16 protein-coding genes are annotated in these 21,977 nt (G+C 38.5%); 5 read left to right on the top strand and 11 right to left on the bottom strand.

All coding sequences use genetic code 11. The annotated features are described in order from the left end of the window. Positions 1 to 45: 45 nt before the first annotated feature. Positions 46 to 1,197, bottom strand: coding sequence for a sensor histidine kinase (locus EWM59_RS08810; protein ID WP_165372146.1), 1,152 nt, complete (start codon positions 1,195 to 1,197; stop codon positions 46 to 48). A 265-nt stretch (positions 1,198 to 1,462) separates the two neighbouring features. Then, positions 1,463 to 3,226: a phospho-sugar mutase gene (locus EWM59_RS08805; protein ID WP_130020594.1), complete on the bottom strand. Its 1,764-nt coding sequence runs from the start codon at positions 3,224 to 3,226 to the stop codon at positions 1,463 to 1,465. A gap of 277 nt (positions 3,227 to 3,503) precedes the next feature. Here EWM59_RS08805 and EWM59_RS08800 point away from each other — a divergent pair, with 277 nt between their 5' ends. After that, entirely contained in the window at positions 3,504 to 6,455 is a 2,952-nt protein-coding gene (locus EWM59_RS08800; RefSeq protein ID WP_130020593.1) for a S9 family peptidase, read from the top strand. A gap of 151 nt (positions 6,456 to 6,606) precedes the next feature. On the opposite strand, the gene EWM59_RS08795 is transcribed toward EWM59_RS08800, so the two are convergent. Together EWM59_RS08795 and EWM59_RS08790 are read right to left on the bottom strand one after the other, a co-directional pair. Then, positions 6,607 to 7,326, bottom strand: coding sequence for an SIMPL domain-containing protein (locus EWM59_RS08795; RefSeq protein ID WP_130020592.1), 720 nt, complete (start codon positions 7,324 to 7,326; stop codon positions 6,607 to 6,609). A 111-nt stretch (positions 7,327 to 7,437) separates the two neighbouring features. After that, on the bottom strand, positions 7,438 to 8,766 hold the full coding sequence (locus EWM59_RS08790; RefSeq protein ID WP_130020695.1) for a dihydroorotase: 1,329 nt from the start codon (positions 8,764 to 8,766) through the stop codon (positions 7,438 to 7,440). Between the two features lie 301 nt (positions 8,767 to 9,067). Here EWM59_RS08790 and EWM59_RS08785 point away from each other — a divergent pair, with 301 nt between their 5' ends. The 4 genes from EWM59_RS08785 (at position 9,068) to EWM59_RS08770 (ending at position 14,273) form a co-directional block, all read left to right on the top strand. Continuing rightward, positions 9,068 to 9,370 carry a LytTR family transcriptional regulator DNA-binding domain-containing protein gene (locus EWM59_RS08785; RefSeq protein WP_130020591.1) on the top strand — a complete coding sequence of 101 codons (303 nt, stop codon included), beginning with the start codon at positions 9,068 to 9,070 and terminating at the stop codon, positions 9,368 to 9,370. Between the two features lie 20 nt (positions 9,371 to 9,390). Next, positions 9,391 to 11,637, top strand: a complete 2,247-nt coding sequence (locus EWM59_RS08780) for a S8 family serine peptidase (RefSeq protein ID WP_130020590.1) — start codon at positions 9,391 to 9,393, stop codon at positions 11,635 to 11,637. Between the two features lie 360 nt (positions 11,638 to 11,997). Next, on the top strand, positions 11,998 to 13,083 hold the full coding sequence (locus EWM59_RS08775; protein ID WP_229239318.1) for a GRAS family protein: 1,086 nt from the start codon (positions 11,998 to 12,000) through the stop codon (positions 13,081 to 13,083). A gap of 44 nt (positions 13,084 to 13,127) precedes the next feature. Then, positions 13,128 to 14,273 carry a pyridoxal phosphate-dependent aminotransferase gene (locus EWM59_RS08770; RefSeq protein ID WP_130020589.1) on the top strand — a complete coding sequence of 382 codons (1,146 nt, stop codon included), beginning with the start codon at positions 13,128 to 13,130 and terminating at the stop codon, positions 14,271 to 14,273. Positions 14,274 to 14,313: 40 nt separating this feature from the next. On the opposite strand, the gene EWM59_RS08765 is transcribed toward EWM59_RS08770, so the two are convergent. From EWM59_RS08765 to EWM59_RS08735, 7 genes are all read right to left on the bottom strand, one after another. After that, entirely contained in the window at positions 14,314 to 14,937 is a 624-nt protein-coding gene (locus tag EWM59_RS08765; RefSeq protein ID WP_130020588.1) for a response regulator, read from the bottom strand. After that, positions 14,934 to 16,916 carry an ATP-binding protein gene (locus EWM59_RS08760; protein WP_130020587.1) on the bottom strand — a complete coding sequence of 661 codons (1,983 nt, stop codon included), beginning with the start codon at positions 16,914 to 16,916 and terminating at the stop codon, positions 14,934 to 14,936. Before EWM59_RS08760 ends, EWM59_RS08765 begins: the two co-directional genes overlap by 4 nt. A 254-nt stretch (positions 16,917 to 17,170) precedes the next feature. Further along, on the bottom strand, positions 17,171 to 18,442 hold the full coding sequence (locus tag EWM59_RS08755) for an aspartyl protease family protein (RefSeq protein ID WP_130020586.1): 1,272 nt from the start codon (positions 18,440 to 18,442) through the stop codon (positions 17,171 to 17,173). A 171-nt stretch (positions 18,443 to 18,613) separates the two neighbouring features. Beyond that, positions 18,614 to 19,390 carry a tryptophan synthase subunit alpha gene (gene trpA, locus EWM59_RS08750; protein ID WP_130020585.1) on the bottom strand — a complete coding sequence of 259 codons (777 nt, stop codon included), beginning with the start codon at positions 19,388 to 19,390 and terminating at the stop codon, positions 18,614 to 18,616. 87 nt (positions 19,391 to 19,477) lie between these two features. After that, entirely contained in the window at positions 19,478 to 19,858 is a 381-nt protein-coding gene (locus tag EWM59_RS08745; protein ID WP_130020584.1) for a Dabb family protein, read from the bottom strand. A gap of 155 nt (positions 19,859 to 20,013) precedes the next feature. Then, positions 20,014 to 21,222 (bottom strand): tryptophan synthase subunit beta, encoded by a 1,209-nt coding sequence (trpB, locus tag EWM59_RS08740; RefSeq protein WP_130020583.1) that lies wholly within the window; start codon positions 21,220 to 21,222, stop codon positions 20,014 to 20,016. Positions 21,223 to 21,252: 30 nt separating this feature from the next. Then, entirely contained in the window at positions 21,253 to 21,891 is a 639-nt protein-coding gene (locus EWM59_RS08735; protein ID WP_130020582.1) for a phosphoribosylanthranilate isomerase, read from the bottom strand. Between the last annotated feature and the right edge of the window lie 86 nt (positions 21,892 to 21,977).

Below are 21,977 nucleotides of genomic sequence, written 5' to 3'. Positions count from 1 at the left end.
GGAGAGGGATACTTACTAAGTACAAAAGAAAAGAAACATTCCAAATTAACCAAATTTTGGAAATTTAATTTCAATTGTCGTGCCAATATCAGCTCCCGGTTCGTAAGGGGGTTTCAAGCGGTCTTCTACCAGAAAATGAATGTCTGCATCATTAATTAAATTAAAAGTCTGCAGGCGTTCTTCGGTAATTTTCAGACCCTGTGATTTATATCCTTTCCTCGATTTCGACTGAATCTGTTTGGCTCGCTCTCTACCAACACCATCGTCTTCTATTCTGCATACGAGATATTTTCCCTGAATTACGAAACTCATGTATAAATTACCTTTGGTTTCTTTGTATCGGAGACCGTGATTAATCGCATTTTCGATAAAAGGTTGCAGAATCATGGTTGGAATTTCAACAAAGCGATTCACATCAGGAGCTACATTCAAATGAAATTCAAACTTATTCTCAAAACGCAACATTTCTATTTCTATATAAAGACTTAACAGCTTTATTTCATCTGCAATAGTAATATACTTACTACGAGACGAATCTAAAAAGAGCCTAATCAGATTGGCAAATTTCGATAAATAATTATTGGCAGAGATTGTATCACGATTCAGAATAAAACTTTGTACGGCATTCAGGGCATTAAATACAAAGTGTGGATTCATTTGTAACTGTAAGGTTCGTAACTCTAACTCCGTAACCTGACGATGATGTCTCTGCTCTTCATCTGACCAGAATTTCAGGAAACGCTCTCTGCCATAAAACAAACCAAACAAAGTAATGAAACAAGAACCCCAGAACCACCACGACCGCCACCAAGGATATTCTATCTTAAATTCAACTATGGCAGGGGCACTTTCTTTTTTATTGGCATCTATGGCTACCAGTTCAAAATGATAAACAGCCGGTTTAAGACTATCAACTTTTACCGAGGTTTTCTTGGTAGTAAACCAGGCAGAGGGCTTGGCTCCCTCAAAACTGTTCTCAATAATACGATACTTGAAACTTAAATCAGGTTGTGCAGGAGTTGCAGACAAATCAAATTCAAGCACATTATTGTCATAATCAACATGGTAGTTTTCCTGAGTTGGCATATCACGCCCTGCTATTTCGACACGGGTAATTTTAGCCTTAAAGGGAGTTGCTTTTCGGGGAGTGCCTGTCGTTTGACTATGAGCAGTTGCATTGACAAATAAAGTTATCAAAACAATTATTAAAAGCGGCTTTGGCATCAGCGAAATTGGTAGATTAAAATAGGTTAACCTTGGGATGTAAAAATACATTTTAAAATGGGAATCTAAAAGTAGTACCTATTATTTGTTAATCGTTTACCCTCTTGACGAAGCAATTTGCGTACCAAAATGAGGTAGTTTAAGTAAAGAAATGTGGAAATACAAATAGAAAAAATGAATAAAAGGCTTATAAAAGATAAATATCCGGCTTATTGTTTAAACCGGACATTTATATCAGTTAAACCAGATTCAACTCTGTCTGAATGGTTTTTACTTTTTCTTTCAAAGAGGCCAATGTGGCATCAAATTCATCTTTCTTTTTCAGTTTGGCTCTTACACCTACATAAAACTTGATTTTAGGTTCAGTACCTGACGGACGACAAGTAAACTTGGTGCCATCAGCCGTAAAGAACTGTAATACGTTTGATGATTCAATCCCCATTTTGCCCGATGGAATATCAGTCGTCTGGCCTGTTTTTAAATCGGTGGTTGTTAGAGCCTTATAATCATCCATACGAATTACTTTTGACCCTGCCAGACTCTTCGGCGGTTTCGCTCTGAAATCAACCATCATTTGCTGAATTTCTTCTGCGCCCGTTTTACCTTTTTTGGTCAGCGAAATCAAACCTTCGTAATAGAAACCATTTTTCTGATACATTTCAGCTAAAAAATCGAATAAGCTGATGCCCTGATCTTTAGCAAAAGCGGTTAATTCGGCAATCATGGCGCAACTGGCAATGGCATCTTTGTCCCTTACTTTATCACCAATCAGGTACCCATAGCTTTCTTCTCCACCGCCTATAAAAGTTTGTTGTCTTTCTAATTCTCTGATAACCTGCGCAATGTATTTGAAGCCTGTCAGGGTATTGTAGCAATTAACACCTGCTTTGGCAGCCATTTCATCAATTAAATCGGTTGTTACAATGGTTTTGGCTACAAACTCTTTGCCTGTCAGTTTTTTAGCTTTTTTCCATGCTTTCAACAAGTAATAGATAATCAGACTTGCTGCCTGATTCCCATTTAGTAGCTGCCATTCGCCTTTCGGGTCTTTTACAGCCATACCCACACGGTCGGCATCAGGGTCAGTCGCAATTACCAAATCAGCATTGGTTGCCTGGGCTTTTTTCAAAGCTAAACTCATGGCTTCTTGTTCTTCCGGGTTCGGATAAACCACAGTCGGGAAGTTGCCATCAGGAGTTGCCTGTTCTTCCACAATATTTACATTGGTAAAACCTAATTGCGCTAATGCTTTTGGTACCATTGTAATACCTGTACCATGTATAGAAGAGAAAACAATATTCAAATCAGACTGGCGCTTAATCATACGAGGGTTCACCGAAATGCTTTTTACTGCTTTCAGATAGGCTTTGTCAAGCACCTCGCCAATCATTTTTATGCGTTTCTTTACCCCTTTAAACTTGATGTCTTTTACATTCGTAATCGCATTTACTTCTGCTACAATATTTTTATCATGCGGGGCCACTACCTGCGACCCATCTACCCAATACACTTTATAGCCATTGTATTCTCTCGGGTTATGCGAAGCTGTGATTACAATACCACTCTGGCAACCTAACTGACGCACTGTAAAAGATAACTGCGGCGTAGGACGAAGTTCTTTATATAAATAAACCGTAATACCATTGGCCGAAAGAATATCGGCAGCTACACGGGCAAACTCAGGAGAAAAATTACGGCTGTCGTGGGCGATAGCTACTTTTATTTCCTGTCCCGGAAAAGCCTTGTTCAGATAGTTGGCTAAACCCTGGGTAGCTGCCCCAACAGTGTATTTATTCATACGATTAGAACCCACACCAATTTCTCCCCGCATACCACCTGTGCCGAACTCCAGATTTTTGTAGAAAGAATCTGTCAGTTGCGTAGCATTATTATCAGCAATAAGTTTCTGAATGGCAGTTTTGGTTTCTTCGTCATACTTGCCTTTCAACCAGGTTTTGACGTTTTTCTCTGCTGTTGTATCTAATTTAAGATTTTGTAGCATGACTATCCGAATGATTTTAATTGTAAAAGATTTTGGGCAAATTAAAACAAGTTTTTGATGTTTTTCAAGAATGATTTAGATTTTACTAATATTTCTTTAAAAGAAAGCAAAAAACCTGTTTAAAGGCCATTTTTTAAGCTATTTTCTATCAAAATAAGACAGAATAGAGTCTTGCCAAAGCCATAATATGCGTGTATAATATGCAATTGGTTACCCGGTTTTTCTGTTTTAAAAATTTGTTATAATTTTATCAATTCATATCAATACCTCTTTAACAATGAAAAAATACTTCATCACCTATTTACTACTCTGCTCTGCTTTAGTATGGGCGCAGGATAAACCCAAACCCGCACTTACCTGGAAAGAGGTGGCTTCGTGGAAGGCTATTCCTGCTTTTGGAGGCACACAACTCTCATCTGACGGTGCCTGGTTTGCCTATGTGCTAAACCCCAATGAGGGCGATGCGGAAATCATTATCAGAAAAACGAGTGATACAACTAAAATCAAATATCCTATTGGCTCAAGTACCTCTTTTTCGATGAGCTTTTCTGAAGACGCCAAATGGTTTGCTTTTAAAGTATATGCAAAAGATAAGGATAAAAAAGCAGCCGCCAAACCGGGGGGTAAGCCTGTGCCTGATAAAGTTTTTCTGATTAATCTATCAAACAAAAAGAAAACAGAATTTGAAAGGGTACGGACTTTTGCCTTTAATGGCGAAAAGTCTTCCGTATTAGCCTTGCATCTGACGCCTGCCACAACACCAACCGGGCCAAATGCTGATGGACCAAAAGGCTCAGATTTACTATTGTATGATTTAGCAGGGGGCAAAACCCAGAACATTGGTAATATTTCGGAGTATTCGTTTAACAAACAAGGTGATTGGTTAGCATTGACAGTAGATGCGGCTGAAAAGGCAGGTAACGGCTTGTGGGTGCGTAATATGAATACGAATGTAGTAATGATTCTGGACAATGATAAAGCCTCATACAAATCATTGAACTGGACAGAAAAAGGTGATGGCTTGGCTTTATTGAAAGGCACAAAAGATGAAAAGTATAAAACTGAATTGAACAGTGTAGTAGGGGTAAAGAACTTTAGCACTATGCCCGAATTGAGTATTTATGAACCTAAGAAAGACTCAACCGCTTTTCCGAAGGGTATGACAATCAGTGCAAACAGAACACCTTACTGGTCAGAAGACTTAGGTCGGTTATTTTTTGGTATTACAAAAACCGAATTAGCTAAAAAAGAAACAACTAAAGCCGATGCTAAAAAAGACACTACTAAAAAGGAAAGTTCAGATGCTGAAAAACTGGCAAAAATAAAGGCTGATACAAGTATCAAAACAATTGATGATTTAACTAAAGCCATTGCTAAAGTTAAGACTGACTCGACTAAGAAAGTAGCAGCTACACCAGATGCCGACAAGGAAAAACCTGATATGACTATCTGGCACTGGCAGGATAAACGCCTGCAATCACGCCAACAGGTGCAGGAAACACAGGATAAGAATTTCAGTTTTATTGCAAATTATGATGTAAACAACAAGAAATTCTTGCGACTGGCAGACAGCAGTCTTAAAAACCTGAGCATTGCTCCCAAGCAATTATATGGTATCGGGCAGGATATTGCCAATTATGAATTAGACAATAACCTTGACGGACAAAATTACAGCGATATATATGTAGTTGATTTGAAAACCGGGAAGCGCAGTAAGGTAATGGAAAAGCATTACATTCCTGATTTTTATGCCAACCCAAGCCCTTCGCCTGATGGTACTAAATTTTTGTACTGGAAAGATGGTAACTGGATAGTATTCGATTTAACTACCCAGACCTCTCGCAATATCTCAGATAAAGCAGGTACTTCGTTTATTGATATAGAAGACGACCACAACGTACGTAAACCGCCATACCCTGTGATAGGCTGGACAAACGACAGTCGCCTGATATTAGTCAGTGATGGCTGGGACATCTGGCAATTATCAGTAGATGGTTCGGCTTCGGCAAAGAATTTAACGAAGAATGGTAAAGCCGAACAACTCCGTTACCAGAACCGCTATGTGCTTGATCCCGAAGAAAAAGGCATCGACCTGTCTAAAACCCAGTACTTTAAAACCTATGGCGAATGGACTAAAAAGAGCGGTTTTGTAGCTTTAGAGAATGGACAGGTAAAAAATCTGTTATGGGAAGATACCTCGGTTGGTAGCCTGAACAAAGCCAAAAAAGCCGATGCTTTTGTTTATACCCGCCAGACATTTAAAACTTCGCCTGAATACTATTTAAGTACTTCAACCAGTCTGGAAAACGGTCAGAAAATTACTCAGAACACGCCGTCTTTTGAAAAATATGCCTGGTCTCCGTCTGTAAGACTGATAGATTATAAGGGCGATAAAGGAGATAAATTACAAGGAGCCTTGTTTTTACCTGCCGGGTATGAAGAAGGTAAAAAATACCCAACCATAGTGTATTATTACGAAAAACTTTCGCAAACCCTGCACAGCTTTGCTAATCCGGGCTATTCGGGTACAGGCTGGAGTCCGAGTGTATATACTTCTAATGGATATGCTGTATTTATTCCGGATATTGTCTATAAACTCAATGACCCCGGTATGTCTGCCGTATGGTGTGTAATTCCGGGAGTAAAAGCCGCTCTTAAAACAGGTGTTATTGACGAAACCAAAATTGGTATTCATGGCCATAGCTGGGGTGGTTATCAGACCAGTTTCCTGATTACGCAAACAAATATGTTCAAAGCAGCAGCGGCAGGTGCTCCACTGACAGACATGATTTCGATGTATAACCTGATTTACAAAAACAGTGGTACGTCTAACGGAGCTATCTTTGAGGCATCGCAAGGACGTTTACTCCCACCTTGGGAAAACTGGGAAGCCTATAACCGTAACTCGCCTTTGTATCATGTAAAGAAAGTAAATACACCTTTATTGATGTTGCACAATGATGCCGATGGTGCCGTAGATTTTACCCAGGGTATTGAATACTATAATGCGCTTCGTCGTCTGAAAAAGCCGGTAGTATTAATCCAGTACAAAGGAGAAAATCATGGATTAGCTAAATTACCAAATCGTAAAGACTATGCTGTGCGTATGATGGAGTTCTTCGATTACCACCTGAAAGGCAAGCCTGCACCGGAGTGGTTAGAAAAAGGCGTTGACCGACTGACTTTAGATGAGCATCTTGATAAGCGTGCGATGAGTGCGGAAGAGTAAAATATGTATCACGATTTTTTAAATCGTCTATTTAATTTCATTTTCACGATAAACGATTTGACGGTCCGTCGATACGGAAATCGTGGTACATAAAAATAAAACTGCCTGTTTTATCCAAAAACAGGCAGTTTTGCTATCTAAGATAATAAAATTACTTAATCTTAAAAGCCGCTTTCATTTTATAGCTTAGTTTTATCTTCTGATACTCCAGGCTACTGTCTTCCATTGGTGCGGCATCACCACCTGCTTTCATCATTCGCACATTAGACATCATCATAGGCTGAGGCGCATAAAACTGGTCGTCCAACTCTTCTATCATCAATATATCACCTACTTTTTCGTTGATAGATTCCAATAGATAAGTCGCTTTTTCTTTGGCGGCTTGCAAGGCTTTTATCTTGATTTCTTTTCTATAATCTTTGATTTGCGAATGGTCAACATGGTCGATATTCACAAATTCAATACCTTTATCATCTACTTCATCTAAAATCACATCAGATTTATAGAGGTTATTCATTTTCAGCACATAGCGCTTGCTTTCTAAAAAATACAAAGGCTTTTTCTTACCCGTCCAGTTTCTATAGCCTGTAATGGCTTTGATAGTCAGGTTATCTCTCGGAAATCCGGCTTTTATGACTGCGGCAATCAATTGTTTCTCCAGCACATCAATCGTAACTTTATCTTTCTGATTTTTCTCGTCTTTGAAATATTCTTTCAGAGAAATCGAAAAGTAAATTTCGTCAGGAACAATTTCCATTTCTGCCGAACCTGTTACCTCAATTTTCTTCACAGGGTCTTTTGCCATATTGTCTTGTGCATTAATTGTGAATGTGTAGCCTGCTAAGAGGAAGGCAAACAATAATCTTTTCATCGTTGGTAAATTTTATGTTGAGAAAATGTTGTGTTTTGCAAGCATAACGCTATACTTCTTCCGATTGTTACAACCGCCTCTTCATAAAACTGTTAATGATAGGTTAATGTTCTACCTTGTAAATCTTAGTCGCTGCCCTTTTTTGCTTTCATCAAACTTGCCATTGGCAAATATGATATTACCTGAAACAATGGTATGCGTAACTTTTGATTGAAATTCTGTGCCTTCAAATGGCGACCAGCCACATTTGCTATACAGACTGTTTTTGTCAACCAGTGTTGTCTGATTCAGGTCAACTAAAGTTAAATCAGCCCAGTAACCCTCTCTGATATAGCCACGGCGCTCAATCTGAAAGCAATCAGCTACGGCGTGCGACATTTTCTCAACAATCTTTTCAAGCGATATTTTGCCTTGTTTGTAAAACTCAAGCATCACATTTAACGAATGTTGTACCAATGGCAAACCCGAGGGAGCCTGCCAGTAAGATTGTTGTTTCTCCTCCCAGGTATGTGGGGCATGGTCAGTGGCAATTACATCAAAATGGTCGTCGAGCAAAGCTTGCAGGAGTTTTTCTCTGTGTCCATGCTTAATAGCAGGATTACATTTTATCTGATTTCCTAATCGTTTGTAATCTTCGGCATCAAACCAGAGGTGATGCACACATACCTCTGAAGTGATATGTTTATCGGCAATAGCTCCTTTGGCAAACAGAGGTATTTCTTCACTACTCGAAATATGTAGAATATGCAGGCGAGTTTTATGCTTTTTAGCCAACTCAACGGCCATAGAAGAAGATTTATAGCAGGCCTCTTCGTTTCTGATAATGGCATGTATATCATAAGGAGGATTATCGCTATACATAGTTTTATATTTTTCCAATCTGGCTTTTACAGTCGCTTCATCTTCACAATGAGTGGCTATTAAAGCCGGAAAATTGGCAAATACTTTTGATAGCACGTGTTCATCGTCTACCAACATATTACCTGTCGAGCTCCCCATAAATATCTTCAATCCACAAACTTGCTGAATATCGGTACGCATTACTTCGTCGTAATTATCGTTCGATGTTCCCATATAAAACGAATAATTGGCTAATGAGGTCTCAGCACCTATCTGGTATTTGTCAGCTAATAATTCCTGAGTTAACGCATTCGGAACCGTATTGGGCATTTCCATAAAACTGGTGGTACCACCTGCCACTGCTGCTTTGGCTTCTGTATAAATAGTGGCTTTGTGAGTAAGACCCGGCTCACGGAAATGTACCTGATCGTCTATCACGCCCGGAAGCAGATATTTACCTGTGGCATCAATAATACGGTTAGCTTTCAGACCCGATAAGTCAGCACCTATTTGCTCAATAATGCCCTCTTTAATAAATACATCACGTGGTTCAATTTTCCCTTCGTTTACCACAAGGGCATTTAATATAAGAATAGTCATGGTATGCAATAATAATGTCCGGCACGAAATTAATAAAAATAAAACGAGTAAAGCCTTTATCAATAAAGATATAAGTAAAAGCATGATAGAATATTGGATATAATCTCTTATTATTGTAATACCTATTATATACTTCGCTGTAATCTGACTAAAACAAGGGTTTCCCCCTATTTTCCACCATACATACTTATTTTACATTTGTAATGTTGATACTATCTCAACTGGTATTCTCTTGTCATGGGCATATGAGTTGCTGAAGTATAAACTAACCTATCATTTAACCCAAAAAGTTTTAAACTGTATGCTCGCTCCTCTTAGCAGAAATTCAAGAGTTCTCAATCTTAATGAAGAAAGTGCCATTATCTATATCAAGCACTTAGGTAGCCAGCCTTATAATGAAGTAAAATTTGACTGTGGCAAAAAAGTAATTGTAAGTTATAGCCTTAATTACTGGCAAAGTGTTTTTCAGGATTTTAAGCGCATCAATAAAGGTGTTCTCATAAATCCTCAGAAAGTCATTAGCCCAGATACAAGTTTTGTGGTTGAACTTATTGATAATTCACGGTTTACCTATTCCCGTCGTAAATTTAAAACTCTCTCATAAATCTTAGTCCCTCTTTAATCATGAAAATCATCTATACCCGTTTATTAATAGCCCTGCTCTGGGGTTGTGTTCTTTCTGTGCAGGCACAAACTGAAGAAGAAAGACAAAAAATAGTTCAGTCTTATACTAACGGCAATGCCCGTGTCAATTTCAATGCTTTGATACAACAATCTCAAAGAAGGTTTGAGCAGGACGAAAAAAAAATACAGGAATTTTTAGCTAAAAATTCACAATTAAAAAGAAGTTTTGTAAAAAACGGTTCTTTATACTACCTGAAATACATTGATGCCAAGGGTAATCCCGTATATATTAATACTAAAAACCGGGCATCAGGCGAATTGATTAAAGCCAATCAGCTCTATAGCGGTGGTTCTGTAGGAGTGAATATTACAGGGACTAACATGGTAGCAGGTATATGGGATGGTGGACAAGTAAGAGCTACCCATGAATTACTCTCAGGTAAAGTAGCTATGCAAGCCGGACAAACGATGGATGGGAGTGCAGACAATTATAAAGGGAATAATCACCAGACACACGTTTCGGGTACTATAGTAGGGAAAGACATTGCCAATCAACCATCGGCACGTGGAATTGCCTATGGAGCAACTGCCAGAAATTACGACTGGGACAATGATTATACAGAAATGACAGCCTTTGCAGGGCAAGGTTTCCTGATTTCTAACCATTCTTATGGTTATACTAATGGCGAGGGAGACCCACTCTGGCGATTTGGTGCTTATGATGCCTCATCTGTAGCTATGGACGTGGTGGTTAAAAATGCACCTAATTATTTACCATTTGTAGCGGTAGGTAATGAGCAGGACCCTAATGCTACAGATGACCAGAATAAGCATATCAATGGTAACTGGACTAAACTTGGTTATGATATGGTTACAGGTACATCGGCCTCTAAAAATGTGGTTACAGTAGGGGCAGTGAATGGAGATAAATCCATGTCATCGTATAGTAACTGGGGGCCGACTGATGATGGACGTGTAAAACCTGATGTAGTTGCCAAAGGAACAGGTATTAATTCGTCGCTTTTTGCTATTGAAGGTACCAGTACTCCGTCTAATACTGCTTATAGTGGTAGTGGCGATGAATCAAGCGGAACTTCTTATGCTACGCCTGCCGTGGCAGCTTCGGGTTTGTTGTTACAACAGTATTATAACCAGCTTAATGGTTCTTACATGAAAGCCTCAACGTTGAAAGCTCTTTTGTTAGGTACGGCAGAAGATTTAGGTAATATAGGCCCGGACTCTAAATTTGGCTGGGGATTGGTAAACATAGAAAAAGCCGCCAATGCTATTAAGTACAGAAGTGGCTCTGTAAATCCTGCAAATCAGGCTCATACTGATGCTACAAGTAAGGGTGCTTACATTGAAGAAATTACGGCTAACCCTACTAATAATTCAACAGCAGAATTATATCGTACGGTGAGAGCCAGTGGTTGTGAACCTCTGATTGTATCAATAGCCTGGACGGATGATGAAGGTGCTGAACAAACGGATGAAGAGCCTATTGACGCAACCACAAGCAGAATGGTATATGATTTTGATATGTTGGTAAGAAACATGAGTACCAATGCAGATACCCGTACATGGAAACCGGTTACGATGGCTAACAGAGCCGGAACTGCTACCATTTCTGCTACCTGGTTTGATGGAAATGGCAATAACTACAAACAAGTGAAAATTAATAACCCAACCCCTAATCAGGAATACCGCATTGCTATCAGAAAGAAAACTACATCTCCTGAAGATGCAAGAATGGTTTCGCTAATAGTAACAGGTACTATGATGGCTGCGCCAACGGGTACTGCAAACCAGACATTGGCAGATGGCTCTACTATTGCAGATATAGTAATTACAGGAACCGGAATTAAATGGTATAGTGCACCTACAGGTGGTACACAGCTTAATAGCACTACACCATTGGTTGATGGTACTATTTATTATGCTTCACAAACGGTCAACGGATGCGAGAGTGCAAGATTCGGTGTTACAGTTATCTTAGAAGGCGGTGGTGCTCCTTGCCCTGCTACGCTTACATTGGTAAACCCGACTGATAATATGGTTACAGGTACCCTTTCTCTTAAAGCAAGTAATTCTATTGAAGCCAGCAATAGGCTTTCGGGTACTGCCAAATTAACTTTAAGAGCCGGAAATAAAATTGAATTGAAACCAAGTGCCAATGGCGGTGGAAATACTTTTGAAGTAGCCACAGGTGCAGTGTTTCAGGCTACTATCGGTGGATGTGAAAATTGATTGTGTAAAAATTCAGCTATTATAAGGTTAAATTTAATCATTCGATTAGAGTTCTATGAGGGTTGCCGTTAGAAATGCAGGTAGATTTGATAGTTATACTATTAAACGCCTGCATGAAACGGTAGAAACTTGCAGAACTCTATTCTATGTTAATACATCTCTTTCGTAAAAAGGCTTATTATTTCTACTTTCTACATCAGGAGAATCCTCAAACTCCCTGTTTATCAGGATTTCTGCTTTTCGACTCATTTCTAATTGAAAGTCATTCAATATTCATTTCCTGCCCTTTGTCTAAAAAAAATTTACCGAGCGGGTTTCATAGAATAGTTTTGAGGCATCAATCTAAACGAAAAATATTCTATGAAAACTATGTTAGAAAATACCCGGATGATTCTGAAAGATTTAGCAAACAGAATGCCTCATGCCTTAACCGAGGTTGACAAAGCCCTATTGAATGATATTTATTATGAATCTTTAGAAGACCTTGACGACCCCGAAGCCATGTTTACTTACACGCTTGCCAAAGCCATGAGAAAACACCTGATGGTGGGGCAGTCGGAGGAACATATTTATTTACAACGTTTCGAAATTACTCAGATTCGCTTGTTCGAGTTGTTGATTCAGCAGTTTCCTCTGGCAAATCTCAGCCAGCATTGTATCAATACATTACTGATAGATGCTTTAGTAAACCATACCAATCCGGTACTGATGGATATAGGTATTGGCACAGGTTTTCAGGTAAGCAATATGATTGAAGGTCTCAAAAATAAATCAGCCAATCAAATTAAATGTCTGACCATTATCGGAATAGAGCCTTTTGCAGATGCTTTAAGATTAACTGAAGAAAATATCAGACGTGCCAGTAAAAATGCCTCTTTTGAGGTAAAATTAATCATAAAAGAAGCATTTATAGAGCAAATGACACAAGGAGAACTGTCTCAGATGTTACCTGCCGAGAACGATGGAATCTATGTAAATGCGTCTTTCGCCTTGCATCACATTCAGCAGATGAGCCAGCGAAAAGCAGTTTTTGAAATCCTGAAAAATCTGAATGTAAAGGCCTTTGTGTTGAGTGAGCCTAATTCTAATCATTTTGAGCCATCTTACCCGAAGCGTTTCCAGAATTGTATCAATCACTACGGGGTTCTATTTCAAATTATAGATACACTGCCGATTAATACTACTGAAAAAGCAGCATTGAAACTCTTTTTTAGCCGTGAAATTGACGACGTATTGGGTAATACAGAAAAAGTAAGGGTTGAAAAACACTTTGCTACAGAACAATGGGTACAATTATTTGAAGAAACCGGGTTTCTGCTGCAAAAACGTGTGGCATCATTTGAATACCTGGAGCTAAACGGCACAAATATCAAAACTGATTTGCCTGACAGATATGCCACCGAATTTGAGGGAGAAGAAATAACGAGCCTGTTCTGGGCAAATTAATACATTACACACTATTTATTGAAAACCTATTTAAAAACATTGAAATGAACTCAGCAGAACAAATATTATCAGTTAATAATCAGAAGTCAGGATATACACAAATAGAGCAGACACTTTGGGCAGAGTTGGAATCAAAAGAAGTAATGAGATTACATTGCAACGAAACGCCTTTTGATATTCCGCAGAATCTGAAACAACAACTGGCACAGAAGATGATAGATTTAGCCTGGAATCGTTACCCGGATTTTAATCAGACTCAACTACATACTTTAATAGCCAAAGAGGCAGGTTTAGCTCCTGAGAATATTGTATTGGGTAATGGTTCTTCTCAGCTTATCCAGCAAATTATCAGTTGCTGTTCAAAATTTCTTTCAGAAGCAATTATTGAGAATCCTACGTTTACATTTTATCATCAGGTTTGTCAGAATGAGCGAATACCTTACAGACAATGGAATATAAGTGAAGAAGATTATTCTGACCTGACTCATTTCCCTCAGGTAAGCGAGCCCTCTTTAATTATTCTTACATCGCCTAACAACCCAACAGGAGCCAGTTTGCCATTGGCAACCTTAGAAACTTTATTGAAACGCTATGTAAACTGCATTTTTATAGTAGATGAGGCTTATGGAGAATTTGGAGGAGAGTCTGCTTTACCGCTGGTAAATAAGTATGCCAATCTTTTGGTGCTTAAAACGCTTTCAAAAGGCTATGGTTTACCGGGCATCAGATTCGGATATGCTGTCGGAAGTGCCTCATTAATTAGCCTGATAAAAAAATATACAATTCCGTTTACAATCAACATTTTTACAGAAGCGGTAGTAACCGAGTTTCTGACTAATCCATCGTATAAGAATGTTTTAAAAGTAAATCAGGCACGAATTAAAAACCTCAGAGACTTTATTTTTTATCTGCTTCTCGAAATGTCAGATGAAACTTCTTTTAAAGTATTACCTTCTTCGGCCAACTTTTTAATGCTTCGTTTTTATGATGCAGCGTTATTAACGCAAATTAAAAGTGCATTGCAAGCCAGAAACATTATGGTTAGCTATCCGATAGCTCAATGCCTTCGTCTGACAATTGGTACTGAAATAGAAATGAACAAAGTAGTAAGAATTATTAAAAATACATTGAATCAGTATAAGTGTTCTATCAAAGAGCTTATAGCTTCGGAACAGCAGGTAGTAGAATAAACATTAGCTATTATCCAGATAGGGTGATAGCCAATGTTTATCATTTAAAATGCTTGGTAGCCCATATCAGAAGAATATTTTTTTCTTTAGGTAGTTCAAGTTTCTGAATAATATTACTGCGATGGCCCTCTACTGTTTTTTCTGAAATAAAAAGCATATCAGCTATCTGTTTTGAGGTCTTTTGTTGGGCTATCAATTCCAGCACTTTTTTCTCGGTAAAAGTAAGTTTTTCAATAGCATAGCTCTGTCCGGCTGAATGGGTATCAATCACCAAATCATTTTCGAGATTTTTGCTTATATACTGGCCTCCTTTTTTTACTATTTCCAGGCATTTCTGTAATTCATCCTGTGCATTTTCTTTTAAAATATACCCTGCTATTCCCCATTGATTAGCTTTTTTGAAGATAGTCATTTCTTTGTGCATGGTAAGTAAAATAATTCGGGTGGCTAACCGCTGCCGATGCACTTTTTCTAAAACTTCGAGTCCGTCCATTCCCGGCATATTTATATCTAAAATAGCCATAATAGGCTGATGAGTCAGAATCAGGTTAAAAGCCGTTATGCCATTTGAGCATACATCTTCTATAGTATAGCCCAAAGACTCAACAAAGGCTTTGGTACCCATCAGGGTGAAAGGGTGGTCGTCGGCAATGAGTATTCTCATAATGTTTTAGGAATATGGATCGTAATGATGGTACCATCAGCCGATGAATGGATTTGCGCTTCACCACCAATCACACGGCTTCTTTCAATAATGTTGTGTAAGCCGAAAGCTTTGCCACTGTTAAGTGTTTCTTTTACGCTAAAACCGTTTCCATTATCTTTTATTTCTATCATAATATGGGTTGGCTGCTCATCGATAGTAATTTTGGCAGCATGTGCATTAGCATATTTAATGATATTACTTAAACTCTCCTGAATAACCCGATAAATTTGTAATTCATTGGCAGAATTCAACGAGCCTGAATAGTTGATTTCAGTACTGATAAAGAAATTATGCTGATTTTGAATCCGCTCAACTAATTGTTCAATATTAGGGATTAAACCAATCTTATCAAACATAACCGGATGTAAGTTACGGCTGATACCTCTGATATCATTGATAATGGTATCAATTTTTTTACTGACAATTTTAGTGTCCTGAGTCAAGTTTGATTTGAGATTCAGTAGCTCGTGGCTGATACTATCGTGCAAATCTCCGGCAATACGTTTACGTTCTTCTTCTGTATTCTCTAATAATTGCTTGGTAAAGTTGGTACTACTCTCTTTTTCCTGTTTCAGGGTTTTTTGCCTTTGCCATAAATAGTAGGCTAATGCGGCAGCTATCAAGCCGATAATAGAAGCGATCAGAAGAGCAATAAACGTATTTTTCTGAGTCAGTTCCTTATTCTGTAATGCTATTTGTTGCTCTTTCTTTTCGCTCTGATACTTTCTGTCAAATTCTTTTACTTTTATCCTGAGGGCTCTGTTGTTGAGGCTATCCTGTGCTATCTGGGCAGCTTCGAGGTATTGTAGGGCAGCTTTATGATTGCCTTTCATGAAGGCATCATCATGTAATATCTGGTTATAGAGTGCTAGCCGTAAATAATCTTCATTCTCTTTTAGCTGAGGGATTTTTTTTAGGTAAAAGCCAATGTTCTCAGAGCCTTTTCCCACTTTTACATCGTACGCTGAAGAAGCATTGTAATAATAGTCTAAAGAAGAACCGTAACTCCTTTTGAGGCTTATCGGTTTTATTTCTTCAAGTACCTTCTTCGCTTCAGCTAATTTATTATCATGAATTAATTTGAATGCATACCAGCTATTGACAGCTAATTTATCATCTTCTATTTTTCCTGTCCATTGTCTGAATATATTTACGGTTGAATCTATAAACGGAAACAGATTCGGGTGTTGCATCTGGTTATATAAATCGATTCTGTTTAATGAAACCGTGAGGATACCGGTGGTGTCTTTAGCTTTTCTTACAATTTTAAGCCCTTGATTTTCATAGTTTTCGGCGGCAACATAATCGTCCTGATAACGAAAAATACAGGCAATACCAGAATAGCAAGCTGCCAGAAAAGTGGTATCTTTCTGTTCTTCAAACATTTCGGCAGCTTTGTACGCAGATTTAAGCGATTGCTCAAGTTTACCGTTATTCAGGTGTCCAAAGATTAAACCATAGTTTATATCAGCCACATTCTGATAAGTATAAAAATCTTTGGGCTCAATGACTCCTTTATTCAGATAGTAAGAACATCTATCGTATTCGCCATTATCACAATAGGTCACTCCTATATTATGATAAATACCTGAAAAATACCGACCCTGAATCCTGGAACCATGTCTGGCAACGAAATTAATTGATACCCGAAGGAAAGCAGTATCGTATTTAAAATTGCTCGCCATATTTCTGCCAGCCCAGAATAAAATCTGTGAGGCAGAGTCAATTTTGTTTTCATCCACTAATCTGTTAAATCGCTGATAGAAAACAGGTAGATAGGTGCTGTCATGAAGACTGCTGTCGGCATTCAGATAAGTGCAGTAAGCATCTAATTCTTCCTTTAAAGGTTTCTGATAGATTTGATTATCCGATTTTTTTTCAGAACACGATACCAAACTTAGAACAGCTATGAATAGAATGATAAATAATCTCAGCATCGGGTTAGTGTAATAGGTCAGTGCATATATATAGGTATCTTCCGGGAACTCTTCAATCAAAATTAGGCTAAAAATTCATAACTACTTATTACATAAGCTAAAACAGGGGTTTCCCCCTATATAGCTTTACTCTGGTTAATCTGCTGATGACTATTCGCTTCAATATATCTGAATTGAATACTGATATATACCAAGAAAAACGGGATAATTGTGTGGCAATTATCCCGTTTCTACAAGTTCTTTTATCAATACGTTTAAATCATTCTTCTCAGTTTGAAGCTGGTAAATTTTAATTCTCCCTTTCGTCTGATAAATAATTCAACATCTTTACCCTCTTTTCTTGATAAGATTTTGTAAATTTCGCTGATAGCCATGTCTTTTACATTCTGGTTATTGACGAAAATAATTTCGTCGCCTTCTCTAAGACCCGCATCGTATGCCGGAGAGTTTTCAATAACCTTATTGACAAAATACTGGTTAAAATTATCGCCTCTTGCCCGAACATCCATGCCACTCATGTCGTGTTCAAAAGTTTCTTTAAGACGGTTTTTGATAGGTTTCAGAATCATGTATCCGTCTTTGTAATTGAGGGTTACGGTAAAACGTCTTAATAATTCGCAACCAATGCTCCCCTGGCGCCCCTGAGTGGTGGGCGGAAACTTCATACTGAATGAAAGACTATCAGGAAAGGAAGCTAAAATATCTTTCATTTCGAGCGTGCCCATACGTATTTTGTCCACTCTACCAATATGCCCGTTAATTTCGCCATTCAAACCTCTGCCCAGATTTGCTCTCATTACCTTACCGGGTAACTGGATAGGTTCTTTTTCGCTGGCGTTTAACAGAAGGGCGTGTCCTGCCCCCGTATCAATGACCAACCGCATCGGAATTTCCTTATTATCGTTGCTTACCATAGCAATGGCATCGGTATAAGGTTTCGATTGCGTCAATACAATCGGATAAATGGTACCCATTGACCGCTTATACTTAAACTTGTTAGGGTCTGTTAAGGAGAGCATTTTATGCTCGAAGTCAATAGTAACCACAAAATTGCTAAAAATGTCATGCCCGAAAATACCATGAATAGGTACTCCTAAAAACTCAGATAGTTTCAGTACATCTTCATCTAACACAACAATATTCTGTTGGGTTGCCACTATATCTCCCATTCTAATAGTATGCCCTACCGACACATTGGCCATTAAGTCTCCGCCTTCACCTGCGCCTGTTATTTTCACCCGACGTACATATTTTACGTCTAAGGTCAGTGCTCGTTTGGGGTCGGTTACGATGGTTGAAGTTACCCCCGTATCAAGAATGAAACGTAGGGTATCAGAGTCGTCAAGGGCAGCTTTTAAAACAATAAGATTAGCATGTAGGTCAAACGGGAATTTTGCGAATTTCTGTTTTTTCCCTTTAAAATGATACCCGTATCTGGTATCTTTCTTCCTGTCTTTTTGAGCAAAAGCCAATTGGCTTGTAATCAATAAGATAGCTATTATGCAGAGTTTGTAAAACTTTTCCATAGCTATAGCCTTTTCTAATAAATATAGGTATTACAATTCTAAGGAAATTTAGAATATTTTTTAGATAAACAAAAGTTTTTTCAAAAGAGTTTTACCTTTTAAGCCTATTTTTCATGCTTTTTAAAAAAAAATGACTAAAAAGAAAAAATCTATGCCAAACTTCCTTAAAACCTAACCTATTTTTACAGATTTGATATATTCCACCACATCAGTTTTAATATCTGAGGCTGATTGTAAAACCCGAATAAATTGGCTTCCGATGATGGCCCCAGCGGCATATTCTGATGCTTTTGTAAAGGTTTCATGGTCTTTTATCCCAAAACCAATCAATCTCGGATTTTTCAGATTCATGGCATTTACCCGGTTGAAATAGGCTTCCATCTCAGGAGAAATACCCGAAGTTTTGCCTGTTACGCTGGCACTGCTTACCATGTAAATAAACCCGTCGGAAATTTCGTCGATGCGGCGTATACGAGCCTCTGTGGTTTGAGGAGTTATCAGAAATATATTCAGCAAACCATATTTCTCAAAAACGGGCTTGTATTCTTCATAATATTCCTCCATCGGCAGGTCGGGCAGAATCAAGCCGTCTACGCCTACTTCCTGGCATTTCTGGCAAAAATTTTCGATACCAAACTGTATCACCGGATTGATATAACCCATCAGTATCACCGGAATCTGTACTTTCTGACGCATACCTGCTAACTGTTCAAAAAGTACTTTCAGGCTCATGCCATTATCTAAAGCAACCTGATTTGATTGTTGAATGGTTTCACCATCAGCTACAGGGTCAGAGTAGGGCATGCCTATTTCGGCAATATCAGCGCCTGCTTCCTGCAATGCTTCTAAAATAGGCATGGTATCGTTCAGCGTAGGATAACCTGCCGTAAAATAGAGATTCAATACGCTATGAAGCTTGGTTTGAAAAAGCTTTGTAATACGATTCATAAATATAGAGATAAAAATAAGCGAAGAAGAAAAGAACAGGCGAACGCAACCTGATTGATAAAATGCTGTTCGCCTGAAAGAAGATAATTATTTGCTTGCCCAGTAATCAAGTACCAATACTTTATCTAAATGTGGCCCTAATACACTCACAAAAGCTTTGTGTGCCGGATGCGGCAGATAAACCTCACGGTCTTTTTCTGTTTTAAAACTCACAAAAAACAAATGAGTAAATCCTTGATTCAGATTTTCGGGGCTGTTGTTGGTTCCCCATTCAAAATCAGCGATTTCTTTAATCTGGCCTGGTAGTGCCTTGAAAGCCTCTTCTACTTTTTTAACGTCAGCCGGGCTACTTGAATCTTTAAATTTGAATAAAACAGCATGACGAAGGAGTTTCGCCGGCTCATTTTTTTGTGCATTTGCCATGTAAGTAAATGAAAATAAAGCGATGGTTAATAGAAGGGTTTTCATTGTTTATTTTGGATTGTTGTTTGATTTATTTTTGCCACAATGTACACAAAAGGCACAATGTTACACTATTGAGTAAAGAATCACCTAATTGAAATTGTGATAAATAGACAAGGTGTCCTCGTGTATTTTGTGCACATTGTGGCAATGAGAAATAATTATAGATACTTCATATAAGTAGCCAAATCTTTATCTCCACGCCCCGAGAGATTGACAACTACTGTTTCATTTACTCCGGCATTCAGGTACTTCAAAACACTAAGCGCATGAGCCGATTCTATAGCAGGAATAATGCCTTCTAATTTGGTTAATTCAAAGCCTGCTTCAATAGATTCATCGTCGGTAATAGCATAGAACTTTGCTCTGCCCGAATCCCATAAATGTGCGTGTAAGGGTCCAATGCCCGGATAATCTAATCCGGCTGAGATACTGTGTGGTTCTACTACCTGTCCGTCTTCGGTTTGCATCAGAATACTCTTGCTCCCATGCAGAACACCCGGTTTTCCTAAAAAGGTAGTGGCGGCAGACAAACCAGAATGAATCCCATGCCCACCTGCTTCGGCAGCTATCAGTTTTACCTCCGGTTCGTCTAAGAAATGATAAAATGCTCCGGCAGCATTAGAGCCACCCCCTACACAGGCAATTACATAATCAGGATTTTCTTTGCCGATTTTCTCCAGAAGTTGAGAGCGGATTTCTTCTGAAATAACCGACTGAAATCGGGCCACCATATCCGGGTATGGATGAGGCCCTACTACGCTTCCGATAATGTAATGTGTATCTACCGGATTATTAATCCAGTGTCTCAGGGCTTCATTGGTAGCATCTTTCAGCGTCTTTGACCCACTGGTAGCCGGGCGTACTTCTGCGCCTAACATTTTCATACGGGCTACATTCGGTGCTTGACGCTGAATGTCAATTTCGCCCATATATACAATACATTCCAGACCCATTAATGCACAAACAGTAGCTGTAGCTACTCCATGCTGACCTGCGCCTGTTTCGGCTACTATCTTGTGTTTGCCTAATCGTTTGGCTAATAATATCTGCCCGATGGTATTATTCACCTTGTGTGCGCCTGTATGGCACAGGTCTTCACGCTTCAGATAAACATTGGTTTTATATTTTTCTGACAGGCGAGTGGCATAATATAAAGGAGTAGGACGACCTACATAATTTTTCAACAAATCCTGAAATTCTTCCTGAAAATCGGTTTGATGGATAATCTGTAAGTAGTTTTGTTGTAGCTCTTCTACATTAGGGTATAACATTTCAGGAATGTAGGCACCACCAAATTTTCCATAATAGCCTTTATCATTTACTCCAAAGGCTGTTTCTTGTCCTTTATACTGTTCTATGCTTGTCATTGTATTAAGTTTTCTATCGTAATTCTTTTATCATACCTGTACACTTTTCCGTTCACGCATTTTGGCAATCAGTTCTGCTATTTTTTCGATGTCTTTTACACCGGGTTCAAGCTCAAATTTGCTGTTTACATCAAAGGCATAAGGTTTTGGCGTAATGGTTGACAGTTCATCTAAATTCTCAAGGCTGATACCTCCGGCCAAAAAATAAGGCTTCTGGTTATCGTATTTTTTCAGAATGTTCCAGTCAAATGTTACGCCATTGCCACCGTAGCCATCTCCTTTGGCATCAAACAAAAAGAAATCGACGTGCGGCTTGTAGTTGTTTAGCTGACTGAAAATGAATGATTCATCTAACCGGAATGCCTTAATGATGTTTACACCTTTTAATCGTAAACTTTTACAAAAATCTGGTGTTTCGTTGCCATGAAGCTGTACGTACTGAAGATTATACTTTTTTACACTTTGCAAAATATAATCTACAGTTGCATTTACAAACACACCTACTTTTCTGATTTCTCTGGGTATAGACTGAACTACTTCAACGTCTAACTGATTCCCTGCAAATCTTGGTGATTTATCATAAAAAATAAAGCCGATAAAATCTGGTTTCAGCTCAGCAAGTGCTTTAATGTTTTCGGCATCACGCATGCCACATACTTTCAGTTTCATAAAAAATATTTCCTTGCCCCCAAAGGAAATTTAATTTTACTCATACTCGGGACAAAAGCATGAATTGTAGAAAAACCTATAAAAAG

This window comes from Emticicia agri, from assembly GCF_004168285.1.
Classification (GTDB): Bacteria; Bacteroidota; Bacteroidia; order Cytophagales; family Spirosomataceae; genus Emticicia; species Emticicia agri.
The sequence above is the reverse complement of the archived record's forward strand: the minus strand, read 5'-3'. Positions and strand labels throughout refer to the sequence as shown.